12 protein-coding genes are annotated in these 13,842 nt (G+C 66.8%); 5 read left to right on the forward strand and 7 right to left on the reverse strand.

Annotated features, from left to right (window positions below; translation table 11 throughout):
- Positions 1-210: 210 nt before the first annotated feature.
- Complete coding sequence (locus AC1DIN_RS06250; protein ID WP_476809381.1) at positions 211-2,322, forward strand: S9 family peptidase; 2,112 nt, start codon at positions 211-213, stop codon at positions 2,320-2,322.
- Here the strand turns inward: AC1DIN_RS06250 and AC1DIN_RS06255 are convergent, their stop codons facing one another.
- On the reverse strand, positions 2,323-3,681 hold the full coding sequence (locus AC1DIN_RS06255) for a hypothetical protein (RefSeq protein WP_476809084.1): 1,359 nt from the start codon (positions 3,679-3,681) through the stop codon (positions 2,323-2,325). It abuts the gene before it with no gap.
- 288 nt (positions 3,682-3,969) lie between these two features.
- On the opposite strand from AC1DIN_RS06255, the gene AC1DIN_RS06260 reads away from it, so the two are divergent.
- Positions 3,970-4,569, forward strand: a complete 600-nt coding sequence (locus AC1DIN_RS06260) for a superoxide dismutase (protein ID WP_476809085.1) — start codon at positions 3,970-3,972, stop codon at positions 4,567-4,569.
- Positions 4,570-4,640: 71 nt separating this feature from the next.
- Here AC1DIN_RS06260 and AC1DIN_RS06265 read toward each other — a convergent pair whose 3' ends face one another.
- Positions 4,641-6,326 carry a methyl-accepting chemotaxis protein gene (locus tag AC1DIN_RS06265; protein WP_441468773.1) on the reverse strand — a complete coding sequence of 562 codons (1,686 nt, stop codon included), beginning with the start codon at positions 6,324-6,326 and terminating at the stop codon, positions 4,641-4,643.
- A gap of 121 nt (positions 6,327-6,447) precedes the next feature.
- Entirely contained in the window at positions 6,448-7,281 is an 834-nt protein-coding gene (locus AC1DIN_RS06270) for a ChbG/HpnK family deacetylase (RefSeq protein ID WP_476809086.1), read from the reverse strand.
- Between the two features lie 123 nt (positions 7,282-7,404).
- Here AC1DIN_RS06270 and AC1DIN_RS06275 point away from each other — a divergent pair, with 123 nt between their 5' ends.
- Both AC1DIN_RS06275 and murJ read left to right on the forward strand, forming a co-directional pair.
- Positions 7,405-8,436, forward strand: a complete 1,032-nt coding sequence (locus tag AC1DIN_RS06275; protein WP_476809087.1) for a glycosyltransferase family 2 protein — start codon at positions 7,405-7,407, stop codon at positions 8,434-8,436.
- Positions 8,437-8,552: 116 nt separating this feature from the next.
- Entirely contained in the window at positions 8,553-10,079 is a 1,527-nt protein-coding gene (murJ, locus tag AC1DIN_RS06280; protein WP_476809088.1) for a murein biosynthesis integral membrane protein MurJ, read from the forward strand.
- Between the two features lie 3 nt (positions 10,080-10,082).
- On the opposite strand, the gene AC1DIN_RS06285 is transcribed toward murJ, so the two are convergent.
- The 4 genes from AC1DIN_RS06285 to AC1DIN_RS06300 all read right to left on the reverse strand — a co-directional run bounded on the left by AC1DIN_RS06285 (position 10,083) and on the right by AC1DIN_RS06300 (position 13,042).
- Positions 10,083-11,063 carry an NAD(P)H-dependent flavin oxidoreductase gene (locus AC1DIN_RS06285; protein ID WP_476809089.1) on the reverse strand — a complete coding sequence of 327 codons (981 nt, stop codon included), beginning with the start codon at positions 11,061-11,063 and terminating at the stop codon, positions 10,083-10,085.
- A gap of 16 nt (positions 11,064-11,079) precedes the next feature.
- Positions 11,080-11,952, reverse strand: a complete 873-nt coding sequence (locus AC1DIN_RS06290) for a branched-chain amino acid aminotransferase (RefSeq protein WP_441468778.1) — start codon at positions 11,950-11,952, stop codon at positions 11,080-11,082.
- Positions 11,953-12,078: 126 nt separating this feature from the next.
- Positions 12,079-12,396 carry an AzlD family protein gene (locus AC1DIN_RS06295; RefSeq protein WP_476809090.1) on the reverse strand — a complete coding sequence of 106 codons (318 nt, stop codon included), beginning with the start codon at positions 12,394-12,396 and terminating at the stop codon, positions 12,079-12,081.
- Positions 12,383-13,042: an AzlC family ABC transporter permease gene (locus AC1DIN_RS06300; protein ID WP_476809091.1), complete on the reverse strand. Its 660-nt coding sequence runs from the start codon at positions 13,040-13,042 to the stop codon at positions 12,383-12,385. The genes AC1DIN_RS06295 and AC1DIN_RS06300 overlap by 14 nt, the downstream gene beginning before the upstream one ends.
- A gap of 183 nt (positions 13,043-13,225) precedes the next feature.
- Between AC1DIN_RS06300 and AC1DIN_RS06305 the strand changes: the two genes are divergently transcribed.
- Positions 13,226-13,840: a 4'-phosphopantetheinyl transferase family protein gene (locus tag AC1DIN_RS06305; RefSeq protein WP_476809092.1), complete on the forward strand. Its 615-nt coding sequence runs from the start codon at positions 13,226-13,228 to the stop codon at positions 13,838-13,840.
- Positions 13,841-13,842: the final 2 nt, after the last annotated feature.

Here is a 13,842-nt window from a genome sequence, read left to right on the forward strand (position 1 = left end):
CCCAACAATTGAAATTCTGGAAAGCTCTATAATTCAACCCTAGCGCGAGTGCTTTTCATTGCACCGCAAAATCAACCGCACGTTTCCGGAGGTATCTTGCCAGCGCGCGCGCCGCTCTCTACCTGTCGCGGCACTTATCGGAGAATTCCCATGCGCTCGGATCAGCATCGTCAGGTTCGCGGCACACCGCCGTCCCGCCGCGGTGGCCAGATGAAGGCGCCAAGCGCCGAGATCAGGACGAAAGAGACCGTCGCCCATGGCGTCGTACTACGCGACGACTATGATTGGTTGCGGGCGGCGAATTGGAAAGACGTCCTGCGGAATCCCGATGCATTGCCGGGCGATATCCGCAACTATCTCGAAGCAGAAAACGCCTATTGCAAGAAGCTGATGGCGCCGACACGCGCCCTACAACGCGACCTCGTCAAGGAAATGCGCGGGCGAATCAAGGAGGACGACTCCAGCGTGCCGCAACCGGACGGCCCGTTCCTCTATTATTCACGCTATCGCAAGCGCGCGGAGCATCCGCTGATCTGCCGGCGCCCACGCGGCCCGGCCGATGCGGGGAAAGCGACACGCGAGCAGATCATGCTCGACGCCGACGCATTGTCCGAAGGGAAGGACTTCTTTGACCTTGGCGATACTGCGCACAGCCCCGACCACAAGCTGCTTGCCTGGAGCGCCGATGAAGCCGGCTCGGAACTACATACGATCCGCGTCCGTGACCTGGAGAGCGGCGCGGATCTGCCGGACCAGATCGAGGATACAACCGGCGATATCGTATGGGCGAATGATTCACGCTCGTTCTTCTATGTCGCGCTCGATGCAGATCATCGTCCGTCGCGCGTGCTGCGCCATCGTTTGGGCACACCCGACAGCATGGATGAATTGCTGCACGACGAGGCGGATGCCGGCATGTTCGTCGACATCGACCGGACGCAATCGAGCCGATTCCTGCTGATCACCATCAGCGACCACGAGACATCCGAGACGCGCGTGGTCGACCTCGGCGAGGACGATGCCAGGCCTGTCCTGATCGCGCCGCGACTCACCGGACGGCAATACGCGCTGGAGCATCACGGCGACGACTTCCTGATCCTTACCAATGCCGACGGCGCCGAAGACTTCAAAATCGTCAGCGCACCCCTCTCCGAGCTCGCGCTCGAGAACTGGCGTGATCTGGTGCCGCACAAGCCGGGGCGGCTGATCCTCAGCCATGTCTGCCTGAAGGGACGGCTGATCCGGCTGGAACGCGAAGACGGACTGCCCCGCATCATCATCCGCGATCTCGCCGGCGGCGCAGAGAACAGCATCGCCTTCGAAGAAGAGGCCTACGGTCTCGGCATGGACCCCGGCTACGAATTCGACACGGATACGCTGCGGTTCATCTACGCATCGATGGCTCGGCCGGCAGAGACCTACGACTACAACCTCGCCACCGGCGAGCGAACCTTGCTGAAGCGGCAGGAGATCCCTTCGGGCCATGACCCAGCCGCCTACAAGGTGCGCCGCATCTTCGCGACGGCGAAGGACGGCGAGCGCGTGCCGATCTCGATCCTGCATCGCGTCGACACGCCGCTCGACGGCTCGGCGCCATGCCTGCTCTATGGCTATGGATCGTATGGCTCGGCGATGTCGGCGTCGTTCCGGACACGGCCGCTCAGTCTGGTCGATCGCGGCTTCGTCTACGCGATCGCCCATGTTCGCGGCGGCACGGACAAGGGTTGGCGCTGGTATCTCGACGGCAAGCGCGAGAACAAGCGCAACACCTTCACCGACTTCATCGCTGCGGCCGAGGCGCTGGCAGAGGCCGGCTTCACCAGCCGCGGCCGCATCGTCGCCGAAGGCGGCAGCGCGGGCGGCATGCTGATGGGCGCGATCGCCAACATGGCGCCCGAGCTCTTCGCCGGCATCGTCGCAGAGGTGCCCTTCGTCGACGTGCTCAACACGATCCTGGACGACACGCTGCCGCTGACGCCGCCGGAATGGCCCGAATGGGGCGACCCGATCCGCGACGCGAAGGCGTTCGAGACGATCCGCAGCTATTCGCCCTACGACAATGTCACGGCGCAAGCATATCCGCCGATCCTCGCCATGGGCGGGTTGACCGATCCGCGCGTGACCTATTGGGAACCCGCGAAATGGGTGGCGAGGCTGCGCGCCACGATGACCGGCGGCGGGCCGATCATGCTTCACACCAACATGGAGGCCGGCCATGGCGGCGCCGCCGGCCGCTTCGACTCCCTGAAGGAGACGGCGCTGGCCTATGCCTTCGCAATCCAGACGGTTGGCGAAGGCTGGCCGGACGCCGGGGACGCCTGATCACACGCCCAAGCGGCTCTTCTCGCTGGCGAGATAGACCTTGAGCTCGTCCATCGAGGCGAAGCTATACTCGCCATCGGGGGTGCGGGCCCGGATCGAGCCGTCGGCATAGATGGTGAAATGGGCGTCGCCGACCTGATAGGCGCCGACGACGCCTTCATCGGAAGCCGCCCGCTCCGGCGAAGGTGCCTGATCGTCTTCGACCTTGCCCTCGACGGCCGGAGCGTGCGTGGCGGGCGCAGCCTGTGCGTCCTCATCCGGCACGGCATCGTCCAGGGCAGCTTCAGCCTGCGCCTCGATATCGGGTTCCACCGCTGCCGGCTCGGCAGGAGCGGCAAACTCAAGCGCCTCCGTGCGCGGCGGCCATGGCGGCGAAGCGGCCTCGGCAGCGGCTTCCTCCGCCGGTTCCGGGTTCTCGAACCATGGTTCCTTGCGGGGAGAGGCCTTGTCCATCCAGGCTTCCGCCTCGGCGAAGGGATCGGTCTCCGGCTCGAGCGTGGGCTCGATCCGCGTGCCGGCCTGGACAGGTTCGTTCAGGTGACCGGCCAGGCTCTCGCGCAGCGCGCTGAACTCGTCGAGATCGGCATCACGTCCGGCAGGCTTGCTTTCATCCTGCCCAGCCGCGAACGGATTCTCGTGCTCCTGCGAAGGTTCGGAAGCAGCAGGGGCCGGCTCGACCGCATGCGCCAGGGCTTCGTCCTCCCCCATCGACTGGATCTTCGCGGCGACGATTTCCGCCGGCTCATGGCTCTCCGTCTCGATCGCGATCGGAGCGTCCTTCGGCTCTTCGGGTTCCCCGAACGCCATCTCCTCGAACATGTCCGGCAGCGGTTCGGCAGGCTCTCGGGACGTTGTGTCCCCTTCGCCATCCTGCTGGGGCTCCGTCTCTTCGAGACGCTTTGCCACCAATGCTCCGAACAGATCCCGATCCGGGGGCGACGCGCGCTCGGCAGCAGGCGCCGCCGTTTCCCGCGCCGGCGCCGCAAACGCATCGACCACCGCGCCGACAGCGACGGCACCAGCCGCAGCGCCAACCGCCGCTGGCGCTATCGCCGACTGTTGCGCGAGGCGCTCCTCGCGTGCAGCCTCCCATGGCGCACGAACCGGCTCCGCGGCAGCCGGCGCCGGCTGCACGTCCGCCCGCATCTGCACGCCTTCCGCCAGCGACCGCTTGAGCGCCGCAATCTCGCGCAGCACCCAGGCAAGCGACAGAAGGATCAGGCCGGCGCTGCTTGCGATCGAGCCGATGATGACCTGGGTGAAACCGCGCTCGAGGACCAGATAGGGCCAGCCGTCATAGACGGCGTAGGCACCGCCGCCGAAGAGAACGAGGCCCAGAACGGTAAAAATCGCGATCAATTTCGCATCCTTGGCATGAGCCGCGCCGACGCTGAAGTGAAGCAAAGGCGTGCGACTATCTAACGTATTGAATAAGGGAGAGTTTCCAATCCGGACCGCTTAGGCGGAGGAAATTGGCGTGATTGTGGCCGCCTGTCGAGAAGACATGCGCATTTCGCGGTGGGAGCGGTTGTCGGCCGGCGCCGGGAGGCTTAACTATCGCGTGGAATGGCAGGGCCTCCCTGCCCCCGTCCATTGACGGCAAGCCATTCTCATTCAAGCGATTTTCATAGCCCAAGGAGAGGCCTCATGTCTTTTACTCTTCCTGATCTGCCCTACGCTCATGATGCTCTCCAGCCCTTCATGTCGAAGGAGACGCTCGAGTATCATCACGACAAGCACCACCTCGCTTACGTGACCAACGGCAACAACGCGATCAAGGGCACGGAATTCGAGGGCAAGTCGCTCGAGGAGATCGTCAAGGGCTCCTACGGCAAGAACCCGGCCGTCTTCAACAACGCCGGCCAGCACTACAACCACCTCCATTTCTGGAAGTGGATGAAGCCGAATGGCGGCGGCAAGCTCCCGGGCGCGCTCGAGAAGGCGATCGTCGACTCCTTCGGTTCGGTCGACAAGTTCAAGGAAGACTTCGTCGCGGCCGGCATCGGCCAGTTCGGCTCGGGCTGGGCCTGGCTAGAGGTCAAGGGCGGCAAGCTCGCCGTGAGCAAGACCCCGAACGGCGAAAGCCCGCTCGTCCATGGCGCCACGCCGATCCTCGGCGTCGACGTCTGGGAGCACTCCTATTACATCGACTATCGCAACCGTCGCCCTGACTACCTGAAGGCCTTCCTCGAGAGCCTGGTGAACTGGGAGTATGTTGCGGAGCTCTACGACGCCGCCAAGGCCTGAGCCTGTCGGCACGCTCAAATGCAGACGGGGCCTCACGGCCCCGTTTTTTTTATCGCAGGTCCGGCAGCCGTTCAGGATGCGACATTGCGCAGGAACTGGTCGACCGTTGAATCGAGGCGCTGTGCCTGAGTGGAAACCTCGCTGGCGGCGCTGCGTACCTGCTCAGCCGAGCGCCCGGTTTCCTCGACGCTGTCGGCCAGCACGCTAAGATCGCTCGAAACCGAGAGCGAAGACGAGCTCGCCATCGCCACACCGCTGGCGATCTCGCCGGTAGCGATCGCCTGCTGCTCGATCGAGGTCGCGACCGAATTCGCGAACTTCTCGATCGCATTCATACGCTCGGCGATGTTCTGGATCGCACCGACGACCTGGCCGGTGGCGCCCTGGATGGCGGCGACCTGAGCAACGATACGGTCGGTCGCGTCCGCTGTCTGTGCAGCAAGCGACTTCACCTCGGAGGCGACGACAGCAAATCCCCGCCCTGCCTCACCGGCGCGCGCGGCTTCGATGGTGGCATTGAGCGCCAGCAGATTGGTCTGCGAGGCGATGTCACGGATCAGGTTGACGACCTCGCCGATCGCACGCGCCGTCTCGTCGAGTTCACGCACGGAGCCCGCCGTATCGCGCGAGGCCGAAGCCGCCTCGACGATCTCGGTACGAACACGCCGCACCTGAAATTCGACTTCCCGGATGGCCGCGCCCATCTCCTCGGCGGCTTGGGCGGCGTTCTCGACGTTGCCGGAAGCGCCGTGGGCATTGTCGGCAGCCCGTGCGGCACGCTGAGAGGATTCCGCCGCGACGCGCGCGAGACCGTCCGACGCCTCGCGCATCCGCTCCGCATTGTTCTTGAAAGCTTCGAGCGCGAGCCCGACCTCGCTGCGGAACGAGGTGATCGCCATGTCGACGCCCTGCTGGCGCGCGCGCTGCTCATCCTCCGACGCGCTCTGGTTCTGCTGCAGCGTCGCACGCTCAGCGAGACGAACCTTGAGCACGCCGAGCGCGCGGGCGATCGCACCGATCTCGTCGCGTCGCTCCAGCGCATCGATCGGCGTGTCGAGCTTGCCGTCAGAAATGCTGACGATGGATTTCGTCATGTTGCGCAGGGGGCGCATCGCCCGCGACAGCGAGAACCAGAGCAGCGGCCCGAGCACGACCAGGATGAGCAGGCCGAGCCCGATGGTGACGAGTTGCTCCCAGGCAGCACGCGCCACGAGCCGAGTCTTGTCGAAGCGCAACGCCACATAGCCGATCAGCTTGCGCTGGCTGCCAACGCGCACGGCATGAATCTTGGTCACGAAGACATCGTCCTCGATCGCGATCTCGTCGCGGCCCTGCAAGGCCTTCCAGGGCTCCTCGCCGACGATACCGGTCAACCACCGAGGTGTCAGCGAGAGACGCGCCTCCTCGGTGCGGCCGGCCGATGCCAGGGCGGAAAGATCATCCCCGACCACGCCGGCATCGAAATCGGGATCACGCTGCAACGAGGTCAGGATGTAGCCGAGGGTATTGGTGTCCCGCGACAGGATGAGCGACGGCGCCGCATTGACCACCATCAGGGTGAGCGCCGTGACCTTCTGATCGAGATCGGCACGTGTGCGGGCATCATTGTAACGCGCGATCGCCATGACGACGAGGACGACTGTCACTGCAACAATCGCCACGGCGGCGGCGGCGATCTGTCGGCTGAGCGAACCAAGGTCCCGCCCGACCGGCTGCGCCAACTCGCCCGCAACCGAGGCGCGTCTGAACCACGTCATCGCCCCGAACATCCTCGAAATCCGGCGCCAGCAGCTGCTAAGCGGCCCGCCAATCCAACCCCTGCGGCGACATTCGCCGATCCCGGTAAACAAATCGCTTGCGTATCGGGCCCGGCGTGCCTCAGCCCGCCAGTTGGTGGAAGCGTCGCAGCGGCATGTCGGGCGGCGGCTCGAAGGCGGCCAAGGCCGCATGCTCGATGGGGCGCGTCGCGGTGACCGGGTCGAGCCCCGCCAGTTCGGCATCGATGCACCCAGGATGGCACATGACGAGATGCAGCTTGCCGGGAGCGATCAGGAAGCGGGCGAGATCAGCGCCGAAATCGCGATGCGGGTCGAACGGTGCCACTCCCGCGAAGCCGGAGTTGACGCGCAACTCGCGCCTGAGCGCCGCGCTACGGAAACCCGCCGCAAGCCCGGCGATGACGAGCGCCTTGCCCACCGCCACGCCGCGAGCACGAATTGCCGCGATCCGATCGGCCGGGTCGCGCACGTAGAGCGAGCCGGCGGGATAGCGCCGGGCGAGCAAGTCGAGCAGCGCCCGCCGCACGCCCGGCAAGACATGCACATGCTGGTGACCATCGACGAAGTCCGGCGGGCGGCCCATCGCATCCTCGAAAGCGTCGAGCTGTCTCGCGATCTCGTCGGCGATCTCGGCTCTGACCACGCCCGAGACCGCAGCGGCACGCGCGACGTCCTTCAACCCCGGCAGGGCACCGTGGGGGGCAAGGCGCGGCATGGTGCCAATCGGGGCCGCGCAGGTCAGGTTCAGATGGAGGCCAAGATCGGCCGTGCCGGAGAAAGCGGCGAGCTCCGGCGCCAGCCGCCGCCAGTGCGGTCGGTTGGTCATGGCGCCGGTGGCGGTCAGCCTGCCGCGCGCCAACAGATCCAGAATCCCCCGGCTGACGCCCTCGGTCATGGCGAAATCATCGGCGCAGAGGATGAAGCCTTTCGCCATGCCGTTTGTTGTCCCTCGTTCAGCCGGATCGCGGTATAGCGCGCCGAGCTTGTCGGCCGGCAAGCTTTAAGGTTCTGTGCGTCGCGCGTCACCTTGTCGAGGAGGCGCGTGGAAAGGTTGTTCGTGTCGGATTCCGCATCCCAGCCGGTTCAGCGCGCGCCCCGGGCGGCCCGCTGGCCGGAGCTTTCGATCGTCGTGCCCGTGCACAACGAGGCCGAGAACCTGCTGCTGCTGGTCGGACGGCTGCGCAGCGTGCTCGAGGGTCAGGTTTCCTCCTGGGAAATCGTCTTCGTCGACGACGGCAGCCGGGACGACACGCTGTCGGTGATCCGAGGCCTGAACGCCGCCGACCCTCGAATCAGCGCCGTCTCCTTCAGCCGCAACTTCGGCAAGGAGATCGCCATCGCCGCCGGGCTCGACCATGCGATAGGTGATGCCGTGGTCATCATGGATGCCGATCTCCAGCATCCGCCGGAAGTCATTCCGGCCTTTCTGGAGAAATGGCACGAGGGCTATCTCAACATCTACGGCCAGCGCGTCGACCGCGAGGATGAAACCCCGCTGAAGCGCAACTTCGCCAAGGCCTTCTACCGAATCTTTTCCTATTTCGGCGAAACCGATCTGCCGGAGGGCGCCGGCGATTTCCGGCTGCTCGACCGCAAGGCCGTCGATGCGCTGCGGGCGCTGCCGGAGCGCGCGCGCTTCTCGAAGGGGCTCTATGCCTGGGTCGGCTTCCGTTCGATCGGCGTGCCCTTCCATGTCGCCGAGCGCGAGCACGGCCAATCCAAATTCAAATATCGCAAGCTGTTCTCCTTCGCCTTCGACGGGCTGTCCTCCTTCTCCACCGTCCCGCTCAAGATCGCGACCTGGTCGGGCGCCATCATCGCTGTGATCGCAGCTCTGAGCGCCGTCTACTTCCTCTTGCGCACGCTGCTGTTCGGCACCGACCTGCCCGGCTTCCCGTCGCTGATCGTCTCGATCATGTTCTTCTCCGGTATCCAGCTGCTTTCGCTCGGCATGATCGGCGAATATGTCGGGCGCATCTTCGCCGAGGTGAAGCGCCGGCCGCTCTACCTGATCGGCGAACGCGTCGGCTTCGACGCGCGCACCGTCGACCACCCGCGCGGCGACGCGCTGCCGCCGTTGATCCGTTGAAGAACATGGCAGGGCGTCATTCTCGGGCTTGACCCGAGAATCTCGTTCAGGAAGAGGCTCAGGCGCCTCGCCGTCCCGAGATGCTCGGGTCAAGCCCGAGCATGACGAGGTTGCAAATGCTCAGAAACATCCTGTCGGTCGGCGGCTATACGCTGATCTCGCGCCTCACCGGCTTCGCTCGCGACGTCATGCTCGCGGCGGTGCTCGGCGCCGGCGCGATGATGGACGCCTTCTCGGTGGCGCTGCGCCTGCCCAACCATTTCCGCGCCATCTTCGGCGAGGGCGCCTTCAACCAGGCCTATGTGCCGACCTACGCCCATGTCGCCGAGCGGCAGGGCCAGGAGGCGGCGAATCTCTTCGCGGACCGGCTCTTCACCGTTCTCCTCGTCGTGCAGATCGTGCTGCTGGTGCTGGCACTGCCGCTGATGCCCTGGCTGGTGACGCTGCTGGCGCCGGGCTTCGTCAACGACCCCGCCGTCTTCGATCTCGCCGTCGCCCTGACGCGGATCACCTTCCCCTATCTGCTGTTCGTGACCATGGTCACGTTCCTGGGCGCAACGCTGAATGCGGTCGACCGCTTCGCCGCCTTCGCGGCCGCGCCGATCCTGTTCAACCTCTTCATCATGGCGGCGCTGGCCGTGCCCTTCCTGTTCCCGAGCGCGGCCTATGCCGCGGCCTGGGGCGTCGCCGTCTCGGGCGTGGCGCAGTGGATCCTGCTCTATGTCGCGGCCAAGCGTGCCAAAGTCTCCAGCACGATCGTGCGGCCGCATATGGATGCCGGCGTCCGGCGCTTCCTCAAGACCTTCGGCCCGGCGGTGATCGGCTCGGCCGGGCAGCAGATCGCGATCTTCGCCGACACGATCATCGCCTCGCTCTTGCCGCGCGGCGGCTATGCGGCGCTCTACTATGCGGAGCGGCTCTACCAGCTACCGCTCGGGCTGATCGCCATCGCGGTCGGCACCGTCGCGCTCTCCGCCATGAGCCGCGCGGTCGCGCGCGGCGACGAGGCTGCCGCCAACCGGGCGCAGAACCGCGCGATCGCGATCTCGCTCGTCGCCAGCGCCCCCTTCGTCGCGGCCTTCGTCGCAGTGCCCGAGTTGATGGTAGCGGGGCTCTTCCAGCGCGGCGCCTTCGATGCCCATGCGAGCGCCGCCGCCGGCGCCGTGCTTTTCGCCTATGCGCTGGGCCTGCCGGCGATCGTGATGATCCGCACGCAGGTCTCCGCCTTCCAGTCGCGCGGCGACACGACGACGCCGATGCTGGTGGCGCTCGCCGCCATCGCCTGCAATCTCGCGCTCAAGCTCGTGCTCTGGCGCGACTGGGGTGCACCCGGCCTGGCGCTGGCGACCGCAGCCGGCGCCTGGGTCAATCTGCTGGCGCTGTTCGTGCTGGCGCGCCGGCGCGGCTGGACAGTGCCCGACCGACGCCTCCCCGGTTTCGCGGCAATTGTCTGCGGCGCCGCCGCCCTCTGCGGCCTGCTGGCATGGTGGGGGGCGCCGCTCGTGATCAAGCTCACCGCATCCCTGTCCTTCGAGCCGCTGCTGGTCGCGGTGCTGCTGATCTCTACCGCCACGGCTCTGCTCTACGCGCTCATCGCAGGCGGCGGGCTGAAGGCAGCGGGGCTGCTGAAGCTGCTGCGCTGACGGTCAGACGAGAAAGCGGCTGGCGCGGCCGAACAGCGTCGCGGCCTCCGCCACCATGCGCTCGACGATCTCGCCGGCGCCGGGAATGTCGGAGATCAGCCCCGCCGCTTCACCGAAAATGACAGCCGCCCTGTCGGGATCGCCGGCCATGAAGGCCTCGCGATAGACGGGCGCCTCCGTCTCGATGGCGGCCTTCAGCTCTGTATCGCGCCCGGCCCATCTGGCGATGAAGGCGTTGTTGGAGACGCGGATATCGAAGGGCTTCGGCCAATCGAGCCGGCGTGCGATGTCGGGCAATGAGGAGCGCACGGTCTCGTCACCGGTCGCCGCCACAGCCGCTGCATGGTGGCGTTCGTGGACCACCGCCTCCCGGCTTGCCCAGAAGCGCGTACCGACCAGCACGCCATCGGCGCCGAGCATCAGCGCGGCAGCGAGGCCGCGGCCATCCGCGATCCCGCCCGCGGCGAGAAGAAGCGTATCGGGGCTTTCGCGGGCGATGAGATCCGCCGCCTCCGGCACGAAAGGCAATGTCGCGCGGCTGGCGCCATGTCCGCCGGCCTCGGCACCCTGCGCAACGATGATCGCGGCGCCGGCCTCCAGCGCCTGCCGGACATGATCGAGCGATTGGCATTGGCAGATCAGCGGCACATCCGCCGCCGCGATCTCGATCGCAAAGGGGCGTGGGTCGCCGAAGGAGAGCATCAGCACGGCGGGCCTGTGAGCCAGCGCCTGCGTCAGCAGCTCCGGTTTCCGCGCCATCGACCAGGTGATGAAGCCGCAGCCGACCTGCGTATTGCCGGCTGCGGAGAATTGCTGCTCGATCCAGGCGCCATCGCCATAGCCGCCGCCGATGAGGCCGAGGCCTCCGGCGTTGCTCACCGCAGCTGCCAACGCCCCGCCGCCGGCCAGCGCCATCGGCGCCGACAGGATGGGATGGGCGATGCCGAGCCGCTCGGTGAGCCGCGTCGCGAGGCGCGCCGTCACGAGGCGAGCCGCCGCCTTAGGCGGCCTTTGCCTTGCTGTGGGCGAAGTCCATGTAGAGCTCGCGGGCACGGCGGAACAGCGGGCCGGGTTGGAGCGTGCGGTTGTCGATGCGCGTCACCGGCATGCACTTCGAATAGTTGCCCGACATGAAGATCTCGTCGGCCTGCTCGAAATCCTCGTAGCGCAGGCTGCACTCCTCGACCGGCACGCCGCTCTCGCGCATCAGCTTGATCACGCGCTGGCGGGTGATGCCGTTCAGGAAGGTGCCGTTCGGCACGGGGGTCTTCACCACGCCGTCCTTGGCGAGGAAGATGTTCGAGGTCGCGGTCTCCGCGACATGGCCGAGCATGTCGAGCACCAGCGCGTTGTCGAAGCCGGCGGCCTTCGCCGCCTTCAGCACCCGGGCGTTGTTGGGGTAGAGGCACCCCGCCTTCGAGTCGGTCGGCGCGGTCTCGTAGCTCGGGCGGCGATAGATGCCCTTGGTCACCGAGAAGCCGGCGGTCGGCTGCGGCATCGCTGCCTCGAACAGGCAGAGCGCGAACTGGGTCGACTCGGGATCGGGCATGATGGTGGACGGGCCGTCGGCCTCGGCCCAGTACATCGGCTTGACGTAGAGCGCGGTGCCGGGAGCGAATTTCTTGGCGCCCTCGTACATCTTCTCGACGATGAAGTCCGGCGTGACCGTGGGGTTCAGGCCGAGCGCCAGCGCCGAGCGGTTCACGCGGGCGGCGTGCAGGTCGATGTCGGGCGCGACGCCGTCGAAATAGCGACCGCCGTCGAAGACCGAGGAGCTCTGCCACAGCACATGGCTACGCGGACCGACGAGGCCGGGGTTGCCCTCATGCCAGGCGCCATCGAACCACGTCCACGTCTGAGAATACCATGCCATGACGGCGCTCCATTTTAGCCGGTTTTGCTGTGACGCACCGTCCTCCCACCGCCCTTCGTCGTCAACATGCGCCGGCGCATATCGGGATGACGTGATGTGATGGAAGCAATCGGCGGGAGTGATGGATCAGAAGCCGAACGCGCGCAGGGCGGAGATCGCGGCCATGCCGGTCAGCAGCGCCAGCAACTCGCTGCGTCGCAGGATCATGGTGCCGATCGCGACCAGCAGGGCGACGGCGGCGCCCGCCCCCAGCCGCTCGATCAGAGGCAGCACGGTCGCGACCACGATCGAGCCGGGCAGCGCGGCCAGCCCGCGCCGGACATGCGGCGTCAGCGGGATGAAGCTCATCAGCACGACGCCGGCGATGCGGCAGAGATAGGTCGCGATCGCCATCGCGCCGATGGCGAGGACGGCGCCCCAGCTTCCCGGATCAGGCAGCGTCATCGCGGAACGCTCCCGTGACGGCGCCGGCGAGCGAACCGACGATGATGAAGGCATAGCCGTCGACGAGCTTGGCCGTGACCAGCGCGACGAGGCCGGCGACGACCCAGGGCACCATGCCGCGCCGGCCGCGCCAGAGGGGCACGATCATCGCGGCGAAAAAGATCGGCATCACGAGATCGATGCCGTAGCGGCGCGGATCGCTCACCAACGCGCCGAGCATGTAGCCGCCGCCCGTCGCCACGACCCAGACCAGCCAGAGCGCGAGCCCAGCCCCGACGAGTACGCCGAGGTCGCGCCCGCCCTCGGCCTGGTAGCGCGTGCCGATCAGCCAGTTCGCGTCGGTGAAGAAGAAGAGGTTAAAGGCATTGAGCGTCTTGGGGTACTTCGCGAACCAGGGCTGGAGGGAAGCACCCTGCAGCACCATGCGCGCGTTGACCGTCGCCGTGACGACGGCGACGCCGACGATGGCGCCCCAGCTCCATTCGGGGCGCCAGAGTTCCAGCGACACCAGCTGCGCGACGCCGGCATAGACGAACGCGCTCATCGACAAGGTCTCGAGAAGGGAGAGCCCCTTCGCCGCCGCCGCCGCTCCAAAGGCAACGGCAAAGACGACGATGCCCGGCATCAGCACGGAAACCTTGCGCACACCCAGCCTCATGCCGGCGCCGGTGATCGGCGCCTCTGGGGCTGTCCGCTCTGTGTTCTGATCTGAAAGCATCGTCTTCCAGAAGGAGAAACGCCCGCCACCCGTCAACGCGCATCACAGGCACAGCTGCATGAATGGCGCGCAGAGCGCGACAGCATGCGGCAGCACCGGTAGAGTCCGGCCATGCTCTGGCTCGATTCCGCCGACAGCGCGGCCCCTGCCCTCCCGGCCGTCTGGCTGATCCCGACGGGTGCAAGCCCGCGCAACCTCGCGGAGCGCTCCGAGCTGAGGCGTAGCGTGGCGCGGCGCCTGCTGGCGCGGCAGCTCGGCTGCGCGCGAGAGGATGTCGTCATGGCGCATGACCCGGCCGGGCGACCGCTGCTCGTCCGGCCCGAGGGGTCGGGGCTTCAGCTTTCGCTCGCGACGCGGGCCGGCGTCGTCGCCGTCGGCATGGCAGCACGACCCATCGGCGTCGATCTGGAGCGCATCGAGACGGAGGGCACCGCCCCTCTCGACCTGCTGCATCCGGACGAACGCGGGTTCCTCGCCACGGCGGCCAGCGCCCTTCGCCCGCTCCTCTTCGCGCGAATCTGGGCGGCGAAGGAGGCCTATGTGAAGGCGCTTGGCGTCGGCTTCCGACGAGCGCCGGAGAGCTTTGCGGTATCGCTCCTGTCGGAGAGCGCCTTTCGCGTAACCGACCCATCGCTCCGGGCCGAAGCGGGCGGGCATCTGCGCATCATGAAAAACGGCGGCCAGGAAATCCTGGCCGCCGCGGCGATCGTTCTGGATGAAGGCTAACG

Source organism: Allobosea sp. 05T438, assembly GCF_056396025.1.